This is a genomic window from Novipirellula aureliae (assembly GCF_007860185.1).
Lineage (GTDB): Bacteria > Planctomycetota > Planctomycetia > Pirellulales > Pirellulaceae > Novipirellula_A > Novipirellula_A aureliae.
Map to the genome: position 1 here is coordinate 198,055 of NZ_SJPY01000009.1, position 19,265 is coordinate 217,319.

Here is a 19,265-nt window from a genome sequence, read left to right on the forward strand (position 1 = left end):
ATTCACGTGTTCAACCGATCCAAGACCGCCGCCGTTTTTCGGCGACGAACAAAGCAGATCAAGCTTCCGATCAGCATCGCGAACGAACCCGATGCTGGCTCGGGAACTGCCGAAACATTAATGCTTCCGTATTCCGAAATCCGATCCGCACGCTGTGTAAAAGCATTTTGCCCCAAGGACAAATTGTTGGGGAGTGCTGCGGTTAGGTTCCCCAAGCGGAATACGGATTCTTGTCGACCAATCGTGATGTCGACGGTACCAACCGTAAAACTCGATTGTAGCGTGCCAAAACCAGGTGAGTCCCCAAATGCGTTCGACGAAACGATGTTAAATTCCCAGAGAGATTCCGTTTCGGTCGGATTGGGGGTTGGGTTTGCGCCGAAGGGACCAAAGCCATCGGCAAGGCGAAAACCGCTCAGCGTTGCATCACCTTGCGTGCGTTCGAGTCGAATCCCAATTCCGAACAGACCGCTACCTTTGGCTAGTGCCGAATCAGGGCTGGCATCAAGCCCGTCATCGACTTCTCGCAACACCATCGCGACGCTCACTTTATTCGGAGCATCGGCTGGGCCGAGTCGTTCAAGGTCGATTTGATAGGTCAGTGCGGCAGTCGCTTGTTCGCTCGTCGCGGCCAACGAAAGTAAACAAAAGCAGAGTGTTGAAGCAATCTTGAGTCGTGTCATGTTTTTTCTCAGCATAGTAAAGTCGTTCCTAATTGTTGGTGTTAAAAGAGAGATGTGCCAAAGCGACGTCCGAATTCGGCGAAGTCGAGAAAGTCAACCGTACCGTCACCGTTGAAGTCATAGGTCTTGTCGTCGGTCCCAAAGCTGGCTCCGAATCCGGCGAAGTCGGCAAAATCAATAAATCCATCGCCATTAATGTCCCCGTAGAAACGGAAGAACTCGTCGACCCGGTCGTCGCCTGTCGGTTCGCTTTCCAAAAGGTTGCCAGCAGCGTCTTGAATATGACTTGATAGAATCCTCAATTTGTAGTTCCCGTCAGCCAGGGATCCGCCGATTTGTCCCGGGAAGGTCAGGACGACTCTGTTGGTGGCTTGACCTGGCACGAAGTCGGTTTCCATCAAAATAGATTCGTTTTGACTATCGCGAAGATCAAATGCACCCTCTTCCAGCACAATTGGAGAATCGAACAGCACGGTGATCGATCGGGCCATGCTACGCTGCGAGCTGCCATCGTCAATGATCACGTCCTGCACTTGCGGTGGGATCAAGTCGACGACATCGATGGTCGTGGTCAACTGATTGGACACGCCACCATCTTCGTCATGTAAGCGGACCTTGATTTCGTACTGGCCCAGCACCTGATAGCCGTGTGGTCTTGATAGTTGCCCCATTGAGTCGGAGGTGTCACCGAGTTGTGCGACGGTTGTGGTCCCATCTCCCCAATCAATCTCGACGGTGACTATGTCAATGTCACCTTGTTCTCTAAACAAACCATTTAACGTGAATGTTTCATTGGGGCCGACAGCCTCGAGCGGACTTCGCGGTGCGACTCCATCCAATTCCAAGAGTTCAGGGGCAACATTCGCGATTTGAGTCAATGAGCTTGCCACTCCTGAGTTACCGAAAGCATCGGTGATCTGCACCGAGAGGGAATAGCTACCATTGTCTACGTAGCGGTGTTGACGGTTGGGCAGTGCGCCATCCTGCTGCACTACGAAGACTTCACTAGACGAGAAATCTCCCCAATTGATGGAAACGGTCCAGGGGCCATTTCCGTCTCCGGCATCGAGAAAGCTACCTAACGGGAATTCTAAAATTTGACCTTCATTGCCGGTCAACCCAAGCGGTGGTTGTAGGACGGGAGGAAGATTTTGGTTTCCAAAATCGACAGTCTTTGAATCTCCCGCCACGATCGTCACCGCAACTGTCCCCGCAGCAAAGATCGGCACGCTGTCTCCGTCGATAGACGGACTTCCATTCGCATCGGGCGATTCGAGGAATTCCGGATACGAGGCAATGGCTTCAGCCGCAGCGAGCATGTCCAGACGTACGTACTGTTGATGAGTATTGGGCACATTGTCATTTTCATCATCCCCGTCCACGATACTTCCGCCCGTCGATGAAAGCAGGTGACGGATTTCCTTGAGCGATAGTCGTCGGCCCAATTCGTTCTCAGCAATCTGTTGGATCAAGGCGATTGTTCCCGCGATTTGGGGGGCCGCCATGCTGGTTCCGGAATAGGTCGCGGTGGTTCCGCCCAAGCCCGCAGCGGTGATCCTACCGCCTGAAGCAAAAATTTCGGACTGGTTTACGTCACGTTGCGAAAAGCTGATCAGGCGATCAGGTGCAGAAGTAAAGTCAACGGATCCACCCGACCAAATGTGTGGGCCTGCCGCCTCCAAATCCCAGACAGCGCCAACCCCTATGGAGTTGGGGTCGGCAGCCGGGTAGGCCACGCCGGCTTTTCCTTGGGCATCATAATACTGATTCCCTGCCGCAGACACGACGGCGACGCCCAACGCGGTAAGAATTGAAAGTTCATCACCAATTCTATAAAGGGATTGTGAGCGATCGTGGTTTCCGCGGTCACCAAATGACATGTTGACTGCCGCGATATTGTAAGCCGCAGCATTCTCGGCAACCCACTGAAGTGCGCGTTCGACTGAACGCATGCTGCCATTGCCGTCCGCGTCCAACACTCGCAATACGACAAGATTGACGGATGACGCGACTCCGCGGAAAGTTGGGCCACGTCCCGCGATCAAGCTTGCAACGTGGGTGCCGTGACCATGGAGATCCAACGCCAACTCATCGTCGTCAACAAAGTCGTATTGATAGACAATTGAATCAGCTTGGCCGTCTCCGTCGCTGTCTTCACCAAAGAAGTCGTGATTGGTGTCGATACCCGTATCGAGAATCGCTACGGCATAGCCCTGGCCATCGATACCCGCAAAGCGTTGGTCGCTTTGAAATCTATCTAAGCCAATGAGATCCTGCCAGGGTTCGTTACTGATCTCATTCAATCCATCCTCAGTCAAAACGCGGTTCCCCGAAATCGATACTTGGATCGAAGCATCGGCTTGGCTTTGTCCAGCACTGGATCCCGGCGAAGTTTGTTGCCAGCCCAACTGCATGACCTCTCCAACGACATAGTCTCCAGCAGGCAGATCGACAAACGAGTAGTTGCCTTGTTCGTCGGTTACCGTTCGTCGCTCACCCAAGTCAAGCAATTCGTTTCCGTTTTCGTCGAGAAAAATTGTCCAACCGGGCAAGCCCGTTTCGTCAACATCCTTCGTCCCGTTTCCATTTCGATCCTCAAATTTCTGTCCCGTGATCGTGCCTCGTGTGCCCAGCAGATTGACCCACTGCCGAGTTGCCAAACCAGTACCCAAGTTGCCGGCCAGGTCCGCCACTCCGTCTTGCCGAACGGCAAACGTATAGTCACCACCTTGTTCGGTAAGTCCGTCTAAACCACTGATGCGGAAACTCGTGTCACTCAGCGGTATCACGCTCACCGTCGGGGCGATCAGGTTCGCACCGCCATTTAGCGCTAAGTGCAAGTCCTGGATATTAAACGTGCTTGCATCGATGGGCTCAGAAAAAGTCACGTCGAGCGAATCGACCGGCAAGTCACGCGGGTTGGGCGCTACCTCACTAATCGTTCGTACCGCTGGGGAGGACTCGTCGATAAACAAATCCACCGTTGTATGATCCGACGTGTTGCCCGCCTCATCCACGACGTAAACACTCAGTTGCTGGGTTCCGCCACCACGCATCCGAACGGCAGCGTTAAAAGTGAATCCGTCGACATCGGCATAGCCTAGGTCGGTATCGCTTGTCGTATCGTAAATCCGAACTTTCAGATTTGGCTCGGCAAGCTCTCCGGTTACTGTCACCGAGCGAGTGTTCGTTAAACCATCGGATGCAGAAATCCCTGCGTCTGGGGAGAACGCCACATTGGTTGGACTTGCGGGGCGGGAAGCATCCATGATCCACGTCGAATCCGTCATCCCCGTGGCGACGTTTCCGGCAAGATCCACGACACCGGCCGCATCTACACTCAACGTATAAACACCTGATTGGCCAACAAACCAATTGAATCCTGACAGCCGGTAAGCCGAGTCGCCGCTACTGACAATGGTGACTCGATCATCCATCGCTAACGATAGGCCGTCGCGGGTCAGACGCAGGTTGTCGCGTGTGAACGTGTTGACATCAATCGGCTCACTAAAAATAACATCCAACGACCGCACGACAATGTTGCGAGGGTTGGGTGTCGGCGTTTCTAACAGTGTGATTTCCGGGGCGATCGTATCCATTTCCCATGCGACGTTGGCAATCCGCAGTCCTGGCTTTGCATTCAAATCGACCACGCCGCTACCGTCGACGCTAAATAGGTAGTCCCCATCCGGTTCAGTCAGCGCGGCCAATCCGGAAATTCGATATCGGTTGCCGGAAAGCTGCTGCACGTTGATTCCCGCTACTGCGACATTGACACCATCGCGGCGGAGAGCAAAATCGGAAATATCGAAACTTCCCGCTTGGAGCGGTTTGGAGAACTCAACTTCGATTTCATCCAAAGCGGTGTTGCGAAATGGTGAGACGGGCCCCAGACTCTTGACAAACGGCGGCGCTGAACCGTTAGACCAAACGACCGAAGCCTCTCCGGTAGCCGAGTTCTCGCCGAAGTCCTTAACATTCGCGCCGATCAGTTTGAATTCATAGACTCCAGGATCGCCAGTCAAACTCGTTAGTCCACTGACTCGATAGGTTGACTCGGCATCCGCCCGCTCAATGATGCTCAGTATCGTCGTCTCGTCGATCAGATTCACACCCTGGTTGCGAGTGAGCACAAAATCTTGCCAACCCAATGTGCCCAGATCGATCTTTTCCGAGAATGTCACGTCGATAGAATCGACCGGTGCATCACGTGGATCTGGATCGATCGATCCAATGGACACAACCATCGGAGGAATTGAATCGTCCAGCACATACTCGACCGAGTACTGTCCGGTGCCATCGAAATCCAGAAGATGCAACTTTGGATCCGGGACGTACTGGCTGAGCGTGCTGTCGTACACCTTGGAGGTTTGCCAAACATTAGTGCCAACAAGCAACTCTTTCCCATCGGAGCGAGTCACGCGAGCGACTTTCCAGTCGGGTCCCGGGTCGGGCAAATGGAGATAGGACCATCCGGTGTTTTGACTCGCGCCTAGTAGAACGGTGCGGTCCGCTGCGGTGACGCTGCCATCGGCAAGTACATTTGTTGCCACATTGACGGGAGCCAAGGTACCATCGCTAAAGTAGAGTGTGTCGGGAAGGTTCTCGGGATCGGGATCCTCGTTGACCAGAAAATCATTGAGGGAATCGTCACCGGGCCGATCGCTCTGAACCAGATGGATCAATTCGTGAATGGAAACGGTGTCGATGATCGACGTGTGCTCACCACCGAGTTCGTCGGCATGTTCAAACGTGGCTGAGTATTCAATAAAGCGACCGAGTAAACTGGAGGTCAACGACCAGGTGGCAAGCTGAGTCGTCCCTGGATCGATGTCTCCTAAATTTGCCGTGAGAGTTGGCGATGTCGGTTGGCCGCCAACCTGGGTGCCAATGATTTTGAAGTCGACTAGCAAACCTTTTTCGTTCTCAATGATCTTGGGTTGAGCGGTGGTGACCGTGAACGCTTCGGCGGCGCCCTTGCCCAGATTGGTGGCCAGCAGGCCGAGAGTGAACGGTTCCGACGGCTCGACTTCGTCTGTCAAGGGATCGTCACCGAGAACATCACGCTGCTGGAAATAGCGTAGCTGCAACAAGGGGTCGGGAAGGACCGTGATGGAGGGACCAAACAAAGGCAGAACCAACTCGGTATTGGTTGCCGGGTCGGTGTATCTCAAAACACCCGAAACAAGGTAAGTGGTGGGCGCTTCGCTGGCGGCCTCACGCGTCGGAATGAAGGTAAAGCTGGCTGAACCTGAACTATTCGGCGCCACCGTTCCACTGCCATCGACGGCAGTCAATCCGTTCAATTCAGGACCCAGGACAACGAATCGATCGTTGACTAGGTTTCCATCCAGGTCGCGGAATTCAATATCGAGGTCCACACCCTGGACGGCCGACGGCAACTCGTTCGTGATGGTCAATCCACCCGTGAAAGCATCGCGTGTCGTGACCACCGTTTGATCGATCTGAATACGGACTTGCGCGCAAACGGCATTGTCCGCCGAAATAGTGAGGCCCTGGTCGCTGGCAGACTCCAATCCGAGATCGCTGCATAAGTTGCCTCCGCCGCGCGCGGGTGTTGCACCACCTCCACGTCCACCTCCACCTCCACCTCCACCTCCGCCGCCTCCTCCGCTGCCCGCACCGGTGATCAGTTTTGCGAGACAACTGACAATCGTTGACCTTCCCCCTGTCACAAAATTAAACAAGTCTCTACCAAACATTGCGGCACTCGCGATGGCCCCAACCGGAAATCCGCCACAGATGGTGTAGGAAGCAACTTCAAAATTGGCACTTGGGAGACAATCCTTTTTGATGTCCTCTATGATGCTGCTTTGTCCGCCCACATCATGATTCAAACCGCCAATACTATCGGCCGAAAGCCTGACGAGAATCGGTACCCTGATCTCGCTCATCGCTGGCAAGGTTCCAAAGTCCGTTGCCAACGGAGTGAACACATAACCGTCTGGAGCCGTCACTGACAGTGTCACGCCCTCGGCAGCGATCAAACCATTGTTACGAATCACCGCTTCAAATTGAACGGTTTCGCCGGGGGCAACCGTTGGCACGTCGGTCGGCACCTCAATTGTGACCACCGACATGGGGACACCGGTCTCGAACGTGGACTGCAATTGCACGTTGTAGGTGTCCTCCACTTCGGTCGGCTCGACATTCCACTGATAGCTGACCGCTTGGCGTGCAATAAAGACAGTGGCTTCGGCGAGTTGTCCTGCCACCATTGTGTAGGGTGCCACGTAAGTTTCGTGACCTTCGGCACGCACCTCGAGTAGATATTCCCCACTGGGTACATCCGCAAACTCAATGCTACCTGATGCGTCGGTTACGCCTTCAGCGACGACGATCGTATTGTCATAGGGATCGCGTAGCAGCACCTCGGCTTCTGAAACCAACGGGGCGTCGGCGGCAAAGTACGTGTATTGATCCTCTACGAACACGCGAACGCCCCCGACGGAAGTTGAGACCGTCCTAAATTGGTAGGGCACATTCAGTTCAACGTTTGAACCCGAAATCGCTACCGCGCCCTCGTACAGACCGACCGGAACGCTGATCGGTGGAGTCAGTGCCAACGTGACGACAGTTCTGCCGCCGGACTGGATCGAGTTGACATGGGACACGCTTGACAGAGTGACCCAACTTGGTGCTCCCGGCAGCGTGACGTCCAGCGGACCTGACGTCGCACCACCGACGTTGGAAAGCTCAAAGCTAACCAATTTCTGCTGACCAGGGATGACGCCGTCCAGGAGCACGCCCGGGTTGGCGACCATCTGGGGCGTCAACGGCGCGACCTGAACCCGCAACGGAATTTCTTTCGTGACGCCTTCAGCCGAAGTGACGATCATTCGCAGGTTGCCCTGCAGCACCGACGCATCCGACGCCAGCAATGAGTAAGAAAGCCGGACTGTCCCGTTGCCGCTCAGCGTGTTCGCTTCAAGTGATGTCGTCAGCGCGACATTCGCTGGGGCATCGAGTACTTGGACGGCCAGTCCGGTAAGCGGCACACTACCCAAATTCTGAATCTCGACGTAGCCACCCAACGCATCGCCGGGAACAACACGAAGTGATAGTTCGGCTGGCGCAAGTCGCATGCCAACTAACTGGAAACTGTCTTGGGCGACATCTTCGACGACTGCCGGATGGGCAGCGGCAACGCTGTAGATGCCCGCTTCATTGGCGAGCGGCGTGAACGTTCCAGTGAAATTGCCTGCCGCGTCCGTGGTGACCCGATACACTCGGCGGATTCCGATCTCCGAAACAATCCGTAACGTCACATCGACATTCGCCGCCGCGGCGCCCGAACCGGTCAGCGACGCCGTTCCACTGAATTGCACTTGAGTTCCAGCGATCGCGACATCCGTGTCTGTCGTCACAGTTGCCGTGTAGGTTGGCGTGACCGACATCGCGCTCGTCGAGGCCAATTCATTGTTCAACTCGTCGGCTTCGGAAACCACTTGCGTCGCATCTGCGACGACAATCAAGTGGTAACCCAGAGGTAGATCCGGCAGCGCGACGGAGGTCGATCGGCTAGCCGTTGTCGAGGCCGGCAAGGTGTCCTGAACCGTCAACTCTGCGGCCAGCAAGTCACTACCGTCGAGAACAGTATCTCGCGAAAAGTAGACTCGTTCCAGCCAAGGTGCCGATGCGGCGACTCGACCGATGTTGCTGACTTCCCAACTGACGGAAATGGATTGGCCGATCACGCCGCTAGCAGGGAAACCGATATTACCAACGGATAGATCGGGCGCGTCGCGATCCAGAATCGTTACCGTCAGGCTCGCAGTTGCCAGGCCGGATGCCGTCGCCGTCACGCCAACTTCTTTGGCCCCACTTACGACCCCGTCACTGCCAATGCTGATCGGCACGATCAGCGTTGACTGGCCGACAGGTATCGTGACGCTTGCCGGCACGATCAACAACTGTGAATCGTCCGTTTGAAGTGCGACAGTCAGTTCCACCCCAAGATCGGTGTTGCGAGTGATTTGGATGCTGATCGATTCGTTGGGGCCTTCTCGAACGGTCAACTGATCTGCAGTCAATCTCAATGCGGGCGCATCGTCGTCGATGACCTCAACGCTGGCCGTCCCGACGCCAGTGGTGATTTGGCACACGCAGTCGGCGTAGACGCCATTGGCCTGGATCGTTGTCGATCGAGTTGCGTCGACGACGGCGTTGTTCGTTGGAAGGACCGTGAACGTTACCGAACTTTCATCGGCGGGAATCACCACGGTTGCCAAGGCTGGTTGGGCCACCGATGGATCGACACTCTGGAGTTGCACGGTCAGGGGTGAATCCACCACCACGTCGCGACTAACGGTATAGCTAAGTCCATCCGAATCCTCACGCATGCTGCTGCTGACGGGACTGAGCGTCAGCAACGGTAAGTCCTCTTGGTCGGTCAACGTGAATGAGGCCGCGTCACTGATGAATCCGTTGCTCTGCGCCGTGACGCCTAACAACTGATCTTGCTCGGATCGCGTGTCCTGCACCGTGCCGATCGTAAACGTGGCGGCCGCCTGACCAGGAGCAATTAGCACAAGCGGCAAACTCAACTGATCGTCTAACGAGGAAACGAGTTCCACGGCCAGGGTCGAATTGGTGATCCAGTTTCGCTCGACTCGACCAGTAATCGAGCCACCTTCCTCGATCGTCGAGCTGTCCAGGAAGACCTGAAGTGTCGGCGTGTCGTCGTCGGTGACTTGGATCGCCGCTTCGCTTTGGACGAAGCCCACAGCCGTGGCGAGCAGTTCGAACGTTCGCGTACCGTCGACAAGCTCGTTGTCAGATACTGCCACGGGAAAATTAACAAATTGCTGATTCGCAGGAATCGTCACCGTCGTGGGAAACGTGATATCGGAGGTTTCGCTGCCCATCAGTTGAATCGTCAGTTCACTGGTGTGCCCCGTATTCCGAGTGATGGTTCCAATCGTTGCCGTGGCGCCCGCGCTTTCTGAAATCACCGTCGGCGCAAAGCTCAGGCTGAGCGCGGGCTGCAATGCTTGCACGATGATCGACGCTGCTGCCTCCCCGAGATTCGAACCAACATCCGGTGATTCGAAGACCAGATCGTCAAAGTCGGCCGCAACCAGTATCCGATAATTACCAACTAGATCTGCGGGAAGGTTGCCGGTCCAAGTGCCGGAATAGGACTCGTTGGGTGCCAAATTAGCATCCCGCATGACAGCGGCCAGAAACACGTCGTCGACATCGCCGAAGACCGAGTTTGCTGATAGGACCACTCGATCGCTCCACTGACCGATGAACTCCGCAGGAACACCGGTTCCGGTCGTTCCGTCACCCTGATTCGAAACCTCCCAGCTGATCGTGATCGGATCGCCTGCTGTCGCGTTCTCAGGCCCGCTCACGTTCTCGAGAAAAAGATCTGCTGATGGAGTTCGATTGACGTTGACCTGTTGGTCACTCGATCGAACATTGTTCGATTCGAAAATAAACTCCGCAACGCTCGTGCCGGCATCGGTCTCGACAAAGAACCAGTAATCGCCGCTGATGCCGCGTGGAATCTGAACGTTGGCCTGGGCAGCGTAGGTCTGTTGAGGTAACAAGGCGCCGTTGTGGGCAACGATCGCCAATACTTGATCATCTTCATCACCGTACTGGTCATTAACCGACAAGACAATTTGATCGGCCCAGTCGCTTGTCGCTGTCGTAATCGCACCAAAGTTACCGACGGTCCACTGGAGTGAAATCGTTTCACCACTGGAGACCATCGAGGGTGCAGTGAACTCACTGACAACCAAATCGGAAAAATCAAGTTCCGCCGTCGGGCGGATCGCCACATCCAGTAAATACTGTCCCAAATGCCCTTCGCCACTGTTGGCCAGGACAACAGCATAGTAGCCCCCCGTTTCCGTAATATCGGCTCTTGCCACAGCATCGGACGGATTGGTCGCCACGCTAACGACGTTGTTTGCCGAATCACGGATTTCGACAACTGGCACGAGCGTGCTTGCCGAGGGCAAACGTGTATTTAGTAGGATCGTATCACCAGCCGTGACAACTCCCAAATTGAAATAGTCTTCATCGACGTTCCCCGAATCCCCAGCCATGACCGAGCCCGCAACAATGCCCAGTCGTCCCGCTCCGGAAACGGTCAGCGAGACCGGATTGGCGGTGGCGATCGTATCGTTGCTGTAGTTTCGATCTGACTCCAGGTCGATTCCACGGGCCAGGTCGACCCGCAATTGATAGTTCCCGATCTCTTGCGTTTGAGACCAGTAGTATTTCGAGACCCGAGCGTAGTAAGTTCCAGTCTCGGGCAACTCGTAGTCGCTTAGCAGCGACGCATTCCCCGGACCCCCGTTGCTATCGCTGCCAAGACTTTGGCCCGAAGCGTTGTAGAGGCGGACCTCAGGATCGGCCAGACTGCCGCTGGGCAAGTCGGCGGACAACGAGATTCGGTCGCCCGCTTGGCCGGCAAAACTCCACCAGTCAATATCGCTGTCATTGGCGTAAATCGCCGGATCGATCGACCCGGCGCCACGGCCTACCCAGTAACCACTGCCGACCGGATCTTCGCTCAGTGGTAGCGGTGTGGCCGAGGCCTGATCATCGTTGCTGGTTCCTTCAAACGTGAATCCGGCAGGGATCACGATCTCGAAGGTCTGCGTGAACGCATCGCCCGCGGTGGTGTCGCCGTTACCATCGAGCGGGTTGCCCGCGATGTCGCTGAGCGTCGCCGGAAGGGTCAGACGATAATTCCCCGGCCCCAGCGGCCCATCGAGAATCTCGAAATTCGCTTGGCGACCGCCAATGAAGGGTACGACAAGCTGAACTTGTCGCAGCAGATCGTCGGTCGTATCGAGCAGTCCATCGGCACCGGCGTCGCGAAGTTCGAACGCGGCCGCGTTGACGCTTAACGGGTCCATGTCTTCGCTAAAGATCACCTGGAACTCGCTGGCTAGCTCATCACCGCTTTGGCCATCGCCCGGAAAACGGGTCACGTCCGTGACCGTCGGAGCGACAACATCCGAAACGGTGATGCCAAGCACGTACTGTGCCAAAGATCCTGGGCCGCCCGACGTGCGTCCTTGCGGATCAGTCCGTTCACTCAGGCTTTGCCGAGACGCGTTGTAAAAGTCTTGCCACAACCCCGTGCTTGTAATGAAATTGACATAGTCGTAGTTGGTACCGATGTTGGGTTCTCCGTCAGCCCAGTTGGTGTAACCCAATGGTGTGCCATCGGCCCACACGAATGTCCCTTCGGTCTCGGTGTCCGAAAGTCCAATGTAGAAGTCACTAAAAGTTCCGAACTGCTGTGCGATCCAAGCTTGTTCACCCTCATCGTTGATCGTTACCAAGTGACCGCCGACTTGCTGCGCGGCCGCCTCGGCGTTATCCCAGATCTGAGCAGGAAGCATTTCATAGAAACGGCCATCACGCACCCAACCACTGGTCACTTCGGCGTAATAGTCATCCAATCCGGTAACAGTCCACTGCAGCGGTGAACCATCGGCAATCTTTTCGGCGACGACATCGCCGGCGCTGTTTCGAATCCGAAGTTGACCGGCTAGCGTACTGCCGCTGGGTAACGTCATCTCCAAATCCACCACATTACCGGCACTCAGTCGTCCCAGTGAATAAACATCCTCGTCTCGATTGGTACCCTCCGCTGACATGATCGTCCCGGCAATCGCACCGGACACTTCTCCCGCTCCGGAAACGGTAAGCGAGACCGGATTGGCGGTGGCGATCGTATCGTTGCTGTAGTTTCGATCTGACTCCAGGTCGATTCCACGAGCCAGGTCGACCCGCAATTGGTAGTTCCCGATCTCTTGCACTTGCGAGTAATAGTCTTTCCGGACCTGAACGTAGTAAGTTCCCGTCTCGGGTAACTCATAGTCACTCAGTAACGCCGCATCCCCAGGCCCCCCGTTGCTATCAATGGCGAGACGTTGGCCCAAAGCGTTGTAGAGCGATACGTCGGGATCTGCCAAGCTGCCACTAGAGAGGTCGGCTGACAACGATACTCGGTCACCAACTTGCCCTTCAAAACTCCACCAATCGGCATCGTTGTAGCTCGCGTAAATCGCCGGATCGATCGACCCGGCGCCACGGCCGACCCAGTAACCACTGCCGACCGGATCTTCGCTCAGTGGTAGCGGTGTGGCCGAGGCCTGATCATCGTTGCTGGTTCCTTCAAACGTGAATCCGGCAGGGATCACGATCTCGAAGGTCTGCGTGAACGCATCGCCCGCGGTGGTGTCGCCGTTACCATCGAGCGGGTTGCCCGCGATGTCGCTGAGCGTCGCTGGAAGGGTCAGACGATAATTCCCCGGCCCCAGCGGCCCATCGAGAATCTCGAAATTCGCTTGGCGACCGCCAATGAAGGGTACGACAAGCTGAACTTGTCGCAGCAGATCGTCGGTCGTATCGAGCAGTCCATCGGCACCGGCGTCGCGAAGTTCGAACGCGGCCACGTTGACGCTTAACGGGTCCATGTCTTCGCTAAAGATCACCTGGAACTCGCTGGCTAGCTCATCACCGCTTTGGCCATCGCCCGGAAAACGGGTCACGTCCGTGACCGTCGGAGCGACAACATCCGAGACGGTGATGCCAAGCACGTACTGTGCCAAAGATCCTGGGCCGCCCGACGTGCGTCCTTGCGGATCAGTCCGTTCACTCAGGCTTTGCCGAGACGCGTTGTAAAAGTCTTGCCACAACCCCGTGCTTGTAATGAAATTGACGTAGTTGTAGTTGGTACCGTTGTTGGGTTCTCCGTCAGCCCAGTTGGTGTAACCCAATGGTGTGCCATCGGCCCACACGAATGTCCCTTCGGTCTCGGTGTCCGAAAGTCCAATGTAGAAGTCACTGAAAGTTCCGAACTGCTGTGCGATCCAAGCTTGTTCACCCTCATCGTTGATCGTTACCAAGTGACCGCCGACTTGCTGCGCGGCCGCCTCGGCGTTATCCCAACTCTGGGAGGGAAGCATTTCATAGAAACGGCCATCACGCACCCAACCGCTGGTCACTTCGGCGTAATAGTCATCCAAACCGGTAACAGTCCACTGCAACGGTGACCCATCGATGAGTTTCTCCGACATGATGCTGCCGGCACTATTTCGGATCCGTAGTTGACCAGCAAGTGAACTGCCGCTAGGCAATGTCATCTGTAAATCGACCACATTACCGGCACTTAATCGTCCGAGCGAAAAGACATCCTCGTCCTGATTGCTTCCCTGAGCCGCCATGACCGTCCCGGCAATCGTTCCGGAGAATTGCCCAAGGGCCGTTCGCTCTCGAGTGACTTGATTGGCAGTGGCAATCGTATCGTTGCTGTAGTTTCTATCGGATTCCAGCTCGATTCCACGCGCCACGTCCACTCGCAACTGGTAGTTACCGGTCTCTTGCGAAAAGTAGTTCTTGCCGACGCGAACGAGATAAGTACCGCTGGATAGGATTTCGACGTTACTAATGAAAGCGTTGCTGCCAGCACCGCTTTGGTCGTCACTGGCGAGCGTGCCGTCGGCACCATTCCGCAATTCGACATACGGATCAAGCGCACCACTGATCGTATCTACGCTAATATTGACCCGATCACCGGCAATCGCGGAGAACGACCAGTAATCTGGATCCGACCAATTGGTCGACCCGGTAGCCGGACTGATCGTGCCTTCCGCGAAGGCGACTAGGCTGCCGCCGAGAGGTGGGTCCTGAGTCAATATGATTGCTGAAGCGTTGCCAATCGTATCATTCGGCTCAACCTCAAGCGAACCAACTAACAACAAACGAGCTTCGAGCGATTCGAGTCTTGGCTTGCGGTTTCGAATCGTTCGAGATCGAGGTCCGCGACGCGGCTGTTGTTTACGACGTTTTCGAAAGGATTTCATTGAAACGTGCCTGGTGGAGAGGTGGACGTACGGACACAGGTGACAAATTGCCGCAAAAGGACTCCGACAACCCCCGATAGAGTTTCATGCGTGAAACTGGCTGCCATCGTCCGTATAAATTCTCGATATTTTGATAGTTGGGGGCTCTACCTTGCAAACACGGCAGCACCCCCGTCTGCCTTTTTAGGCGCACGTCTCCGGTCGAATCGGAAAAGAAAACTTGAAAAACTTGAAAACCGCCAGGCCACGGCAGAACGCAGTCCCTGACGGCATCAGTGAACGATGTCTATCTGCGGTTGGTTTGGGTTGGCCGACTGCAACGTTTTCACATTCGCGGGCATTTCTTCGCAGCCACCGCTGAAGTGAAGCGACGAATACGGGTCGACGCCGCTCGCCGTCGCGATTGCCAATACGTGGCGGCTACTTCCAACGTTTCAACCTACTCGAAATACCTCAGTTGGTTGACGAGTCAAGGCAGACGACCGACCTGCTTCTCGATTTGGAAAGCGTCCGCCCATTGGCTCGGTTCAGTTTTTGATCCCCAGGCCGAAGACGCTTTCCGCTCGGATAGCCGAGAGGCAATTGACGCGAGACAATCTTAGTGCTTTGTCAGGGATAGAATTTGAGTTGGCAGTAGATCCCCCATGCAGAAGGATCTTTAACAAGATCCACTACCCTAAAAGCTAAGGTCGAAAAAGCACTCGTTGAGGCGATAACGGATGCAGGTCCGTTGTCGATGCCGGGTCTACGTCGTTTATAAAGAAAACGACTTGACCCAGCCTACCTTCGCAACGTTAGCCTAAATCAGTTCCACCAAGTAACGCCATCACGAGATCGACCTCTTGTCCCTCCATCTCGTTGTCGGTTTGTGCCGCACTGGACGGAAGCGGATCGGATGGAAGCGGATCGGATGGATCGGGATTCGAGAATACCATCACTTTCTTCTCTGGTGCAACGATTGCAAACTCGTCGGAGAATACATCAGAATCGGCGATAGATTCGTTGTCGATCCCATTTGCGGCCAGCGGAATTGATTCTGATTCGGCGACCGAACGACTGCCTTCGGATAAGAAATTGATTACCATCAAAGCATCCAGAGCCGTGATGATACCATCACCGCTGACGTCATAAAACCGATTGGCAAATGAAAGCGACTCGCCCTGTGCCGACCGCGACTCGCTCAAACGGTTGACAATCATCAGTGCATCGTTCGCAGTCGTTTCACCGCTGGCGTCCACATCCGTCCTCTGAATAAGATTAGTGATCGGCGTTTGGAAGAGTGCGTCGTACCCAGCTGAACTTCGAATCGAAAATAGACGTTCGGCGTCTGTTGCTTCAAAACGAATCGCATACAGCTTTCCGCCATCCAATGTTGCTGTGATCGATCCGGTACGATTGTCAGCCAAAACACCCAAATCTGCGTCATACAAGTGTACCGTTGGCATTCCGTTGACCGAAGACCTGCCAATTGCTGTCACTGTCAATTCTGTATCTCGCTTGGCACCAAAAATATGGACGACGGCTTTGTCACCAGCGGGGATCAATGCGGGCCCCGTAACAAGCCCCCGGCTGACAACGACCTGCTCGTCCGTTGGAACCGTGACATCATTGTCGTTGATCGTAATCGTTTGCTCGCTGGTGCTTCCGAGGTTTACGCCACTAGGCGTACCCATACTGACGATGATCGTCTCGGCGGGTTCGACATCGTCGTCATCGGTGATCGAAAGCGAAACACCAGCGGACGTGTCACCCACAGGAATCGTGATTTGGCTCGCGCCGCTGCTACTGTAATCGGTTCCATCATCCGCAGTCCCGCTGTAGCTCAGCGGGACGACGACTTCGGTGTCACTGGCGGCCGACAGCGTCACGCTGACGCTGATTGAACCGTCGCTTTCACTGGCGTTTTGCGTGGCACTGGCGAACTGGACCGTTGGCGTTGCGGTGGCATCGTCGTCAGTGATCGTGATCGTCTGCTCGGAGGTCGTTCCGAGATCCGCGCCGCTCGGCGTGCCCATGCTGACGATGATCGTCTCGGCGGGTTCGACTTCGTCGTCGTCCGTGATCGAAAGCGAAACACTAGCGGACGTGTCACCCGCAGGAATCGTGATTTGGCTCGCGCCGCTGCTACTGTAATCGGTTCCATCATCCGCGGTCCCGCTGTAGCTGAGCGGGACGACGACTTCGGTGTTACTGGCGGCCGACAGCATCACGCTGACGTTAATTGAACCGTCGCTTTCACTGGCGTTTTGCGCGTCGGCGGTAAACTGGACCGTTGGTGTTGCAGTGACATCGTTGTCAGTGATCGTGATCGTTTGTTCGGAGGTCGTTCCGAGATCCGCGCCGCTCGGCGTGCCCATGCTGACGATGATCGTCTCGGCGGGTTCGACTTCGTCGTCGTCACTGATCGAAAGCGAAACACTAGCGGACGTGTCACCGGCTGGAATCGTGATTTGGCTTGCACCGCTGCTGCTGTAGTCGGTTCCATCGTCCGCAGTCCCGCTGTAGCTGAGCGGGACGACCACTTCGGTGTCACTGGCGGCCGACAGCATCACGCTGACGCTGATTGAACCGTCGCTTTCGCTGGCGTTTTGCGCGTCGGCGGTAAACTGGACCGTTGGTGTTGCGTTGACATCGTCGTCAGTGATCGTGATGGTTTGTTCGGTTACTGAGCCTAGAACCGCACCGCTGGGTGTCCCCATGCTGACAACAATCGTTTCAGAGGATTCAGCGACTTCGTCATCGATGATCGAAAGGGAAAGACTAGCGGACGTGTCGCCAGCTGGAATGCTGATTTCGCTTACACCGCCGCTACTGTAATCCGTGCCATCATCAGCGGTGCCGCTGTAGCTGATTGGCACGACTATTGGAGTGTCGCTGGCCGCGGATAAGGTGAACTCGACGCTGACCGAGCCATCGACTTCACGAACGAATTGACCATCGCTGGTAAAGAACACGGTCGGCGTCCCCTCGTCGTCGTTTAGAATCGTCCCAACAACGGTCGCTATTTGCGTCTGCGTGAGAACTTGAAGACCAGAATCTGCAGCCAGGAACACTCTGTCCACGGCGAGGTCTAATCCTCTTGGATTCGTGACCGCAAAGCTGCCGACGAGCACCATCTCACTCGGATTAGAAACATTGTAAACCTTAAGCAGTCCGTCGGACTCGGTTGCGTAGAGCAGTCCGCCAAAACCACGGATCTCATCACCAAAATAACCAAATTCACCGGATAGGGAGAAGGAGACGTTTGTTCCAGAGTCGATTGATCCAAGCAAGACGATGTTCGATGGATCACTAACATCATAGGCTTTCACGCTGTCGGTCGCTCCGACGTAGAGGGTTGTGTCTCTTAGATCGATCGATTGTGCATTGAGCGTATTGTCCGAGTCGAGCATGGTGATCGAACTCGGATCGGCCACATCGAGTAGAATCAATCCGCCATCGGAGGCAGCGGCGTAAGCAACCGTTCCTTGCACGATCAATTGATTGATTTCGGGTGTCACCGTCCGACCAAGTTCAACCAGCGCCGCTGGATCGGAGGCATCGTAGATTCGCATCGTGTGCGCTCCGTCATTACCTTCGGCGGTATAGAGCCGCCCGTCCAAGTAATAGACGTCATAGACATCGGCCGTCGTTGGCAACGATCCCAGTGGCATCATCATCGCTGGGTTAGTGACATCCATGACGATCAGGCCATCTTCGCCGGCAGCGATGTAGGCCGTCGAAAAATCGACCACTTGAATCGCTTGGGTATCCCCCAAGCCGGTGAGCGAGCCGAGTGCGAGGGGATTACTGACATCAAAAATACTAAAGACGTGAACACCATCGCCATCGGTGACATAAGCCGTCGTGTCTTGGACATTCACATCCGTGGCGGCAGAACTGAGGTTAGCGGTTGACGCTGTCGAAAATTCGGTGTCATACACCAGAGTTTGGTCGAATATCCACGGCCCTTCCTCACCGGGCTGCAGATTACTCAGCGTGACGGCGAACGTTTCATCGGGTTCGGGCGTCGCATCAGCGATGAAATCGACGCTAAAGGACTCCATATAATCGTTTGACTCGTCAAAGCTTAGAGTTGTACTAAAGCTCGTGTAATCAACACCGGCAACGGCCTGGCCTGCAATGTCCTCTGTCGCAACATCGACGCTACCGGCAAAGTAATCACTGTCGACCGTAACGCTCATCGCGCCGCCAAATACGAAATCTTCGATAGTGAGTGGGTCTTCCTTGTCTTGTCTCTCGGAGTTGACCGAGAGTATGTTCGGTCGGTACGTCGTGAAGTCGCTAGCGCCCAGGAAAAACCGCATTTGGTTTAAATCCAAATGGGTGACAAAGCCATCGCCGCTGACATCGAAGAAGTAGGCATTGTCGTCGGAGGGACGCTCGTCTGGCAATCGGCCATTGGCATCACTGTAATTATGATTCAACACTTCAGCAAAGATGGGAATTAAATCGCCAGAACTATACACAGCATCATTATTTACATCGAATCGATCGGTGGAGTTTTGCCAAACGGAGGCGGCCAACAGGTCGCGGCGTTCTAGCGTTTCAAGGCGGAAAAGTCGTCGGCGTTTTCGGCGTGGTGATCGCATCGTTCATGGCTCCAAGTTGTGAATCGGGTGTCTAACCGACGCAGCGATCAGCGAATCGAGGACGCATCGCTGGTTCGGGCGTCTGGATTGAAAAGCTAACGAGTGAAGGGGCTCTACATGCTCTAGGC

Annotated in this window: 4 protein-coding genes; 1 reads left to right on the forward strand and 3 read right to left on the reverse strand. The window is 55.2% G+C overall.

Going from position 1 to position 19,265, the window contains the following annotated elements:
* Positions 1–2: 2 nt before the first annotated feature.
* Positions 3–683: a hypothetical protein gene (locus Q31b_RS24540; protein ID WP_146602288.1), complete on the reverse strand. Its 681-nt coding sequence runs from the start codon at positions 681–683 to the stop codon at positions 3–5.
* A 41-nt stretch (positions 684–724) separates the two neighbouring features.
* Positions 725–14,545: a S8 family serine peptidase gene (locus tag Q31b_RS24545; protein WP_146602289.1), complete on the reverse strand. Its 13,821-nt coding sequence runs from the start codon at positions 14,543–14,545 to the stop codon at positions 725–727.
* A 263-nt stretch (positions 14,546–14,808) separates the two neighbouring features.
* On the opposite strand from Q31b_RS24545, the gene Q31b_RS24550 reads away from it, so the two are divergent.
* Positions 14,809–15,147, forward strand: a complete 339-nt coding sequence (locus tag Q31b_RS24550; protein ID WP_146602290.1) for an ECF-type sigma factor — start codon at positions 14,809–14,811, stop codon at positions 15,145–15,147.
* Positions 15,148–15,339: 192 nt separating this feature from the next.
* Here the strand turns inward: Q31b_RS24550 and Q31b_RS24555 are convergent, their stop codons facing one another.
* Complete coding sequence (locus Q31b_RS24555; protein WP_146602291.1) at positions 15,340–19,137, reverse strand: Calx-beta domain-containing protein; 3,798 nt, start codon at positions 19,135–19,137, stop codon at positions 15,340–15,342.
* Positions 19,138–19,265 lie beyond the last annotated feature (128 nt).

What these genes read in the sequence shown, in the direction of transcription:
- Q31b_RS24540 (WP_146602288.1), bottom strand. Translation starts at nt 683, where the DNA reads ATGACACGACTCAAGATTGCTTCAACACTCTGCTTTTGTTTACTTTCG.
- Q31b_RS24545 (WP_146602289.1), bottom strand. Translation starts at nt 14,545, where the DNA reads ATGAAATCCTTTCGAAAACGTCGTAAACAACAGCCGCGTCGCGGACCT.
- Q31b_RS24555 (WP_146602291.1), bottom strand. Translation starts at nt 19,137, where the DNA reads ATGCGATCACCACGCCGAAAACGCCGACGACTTTTCCGCCTTGAAACG.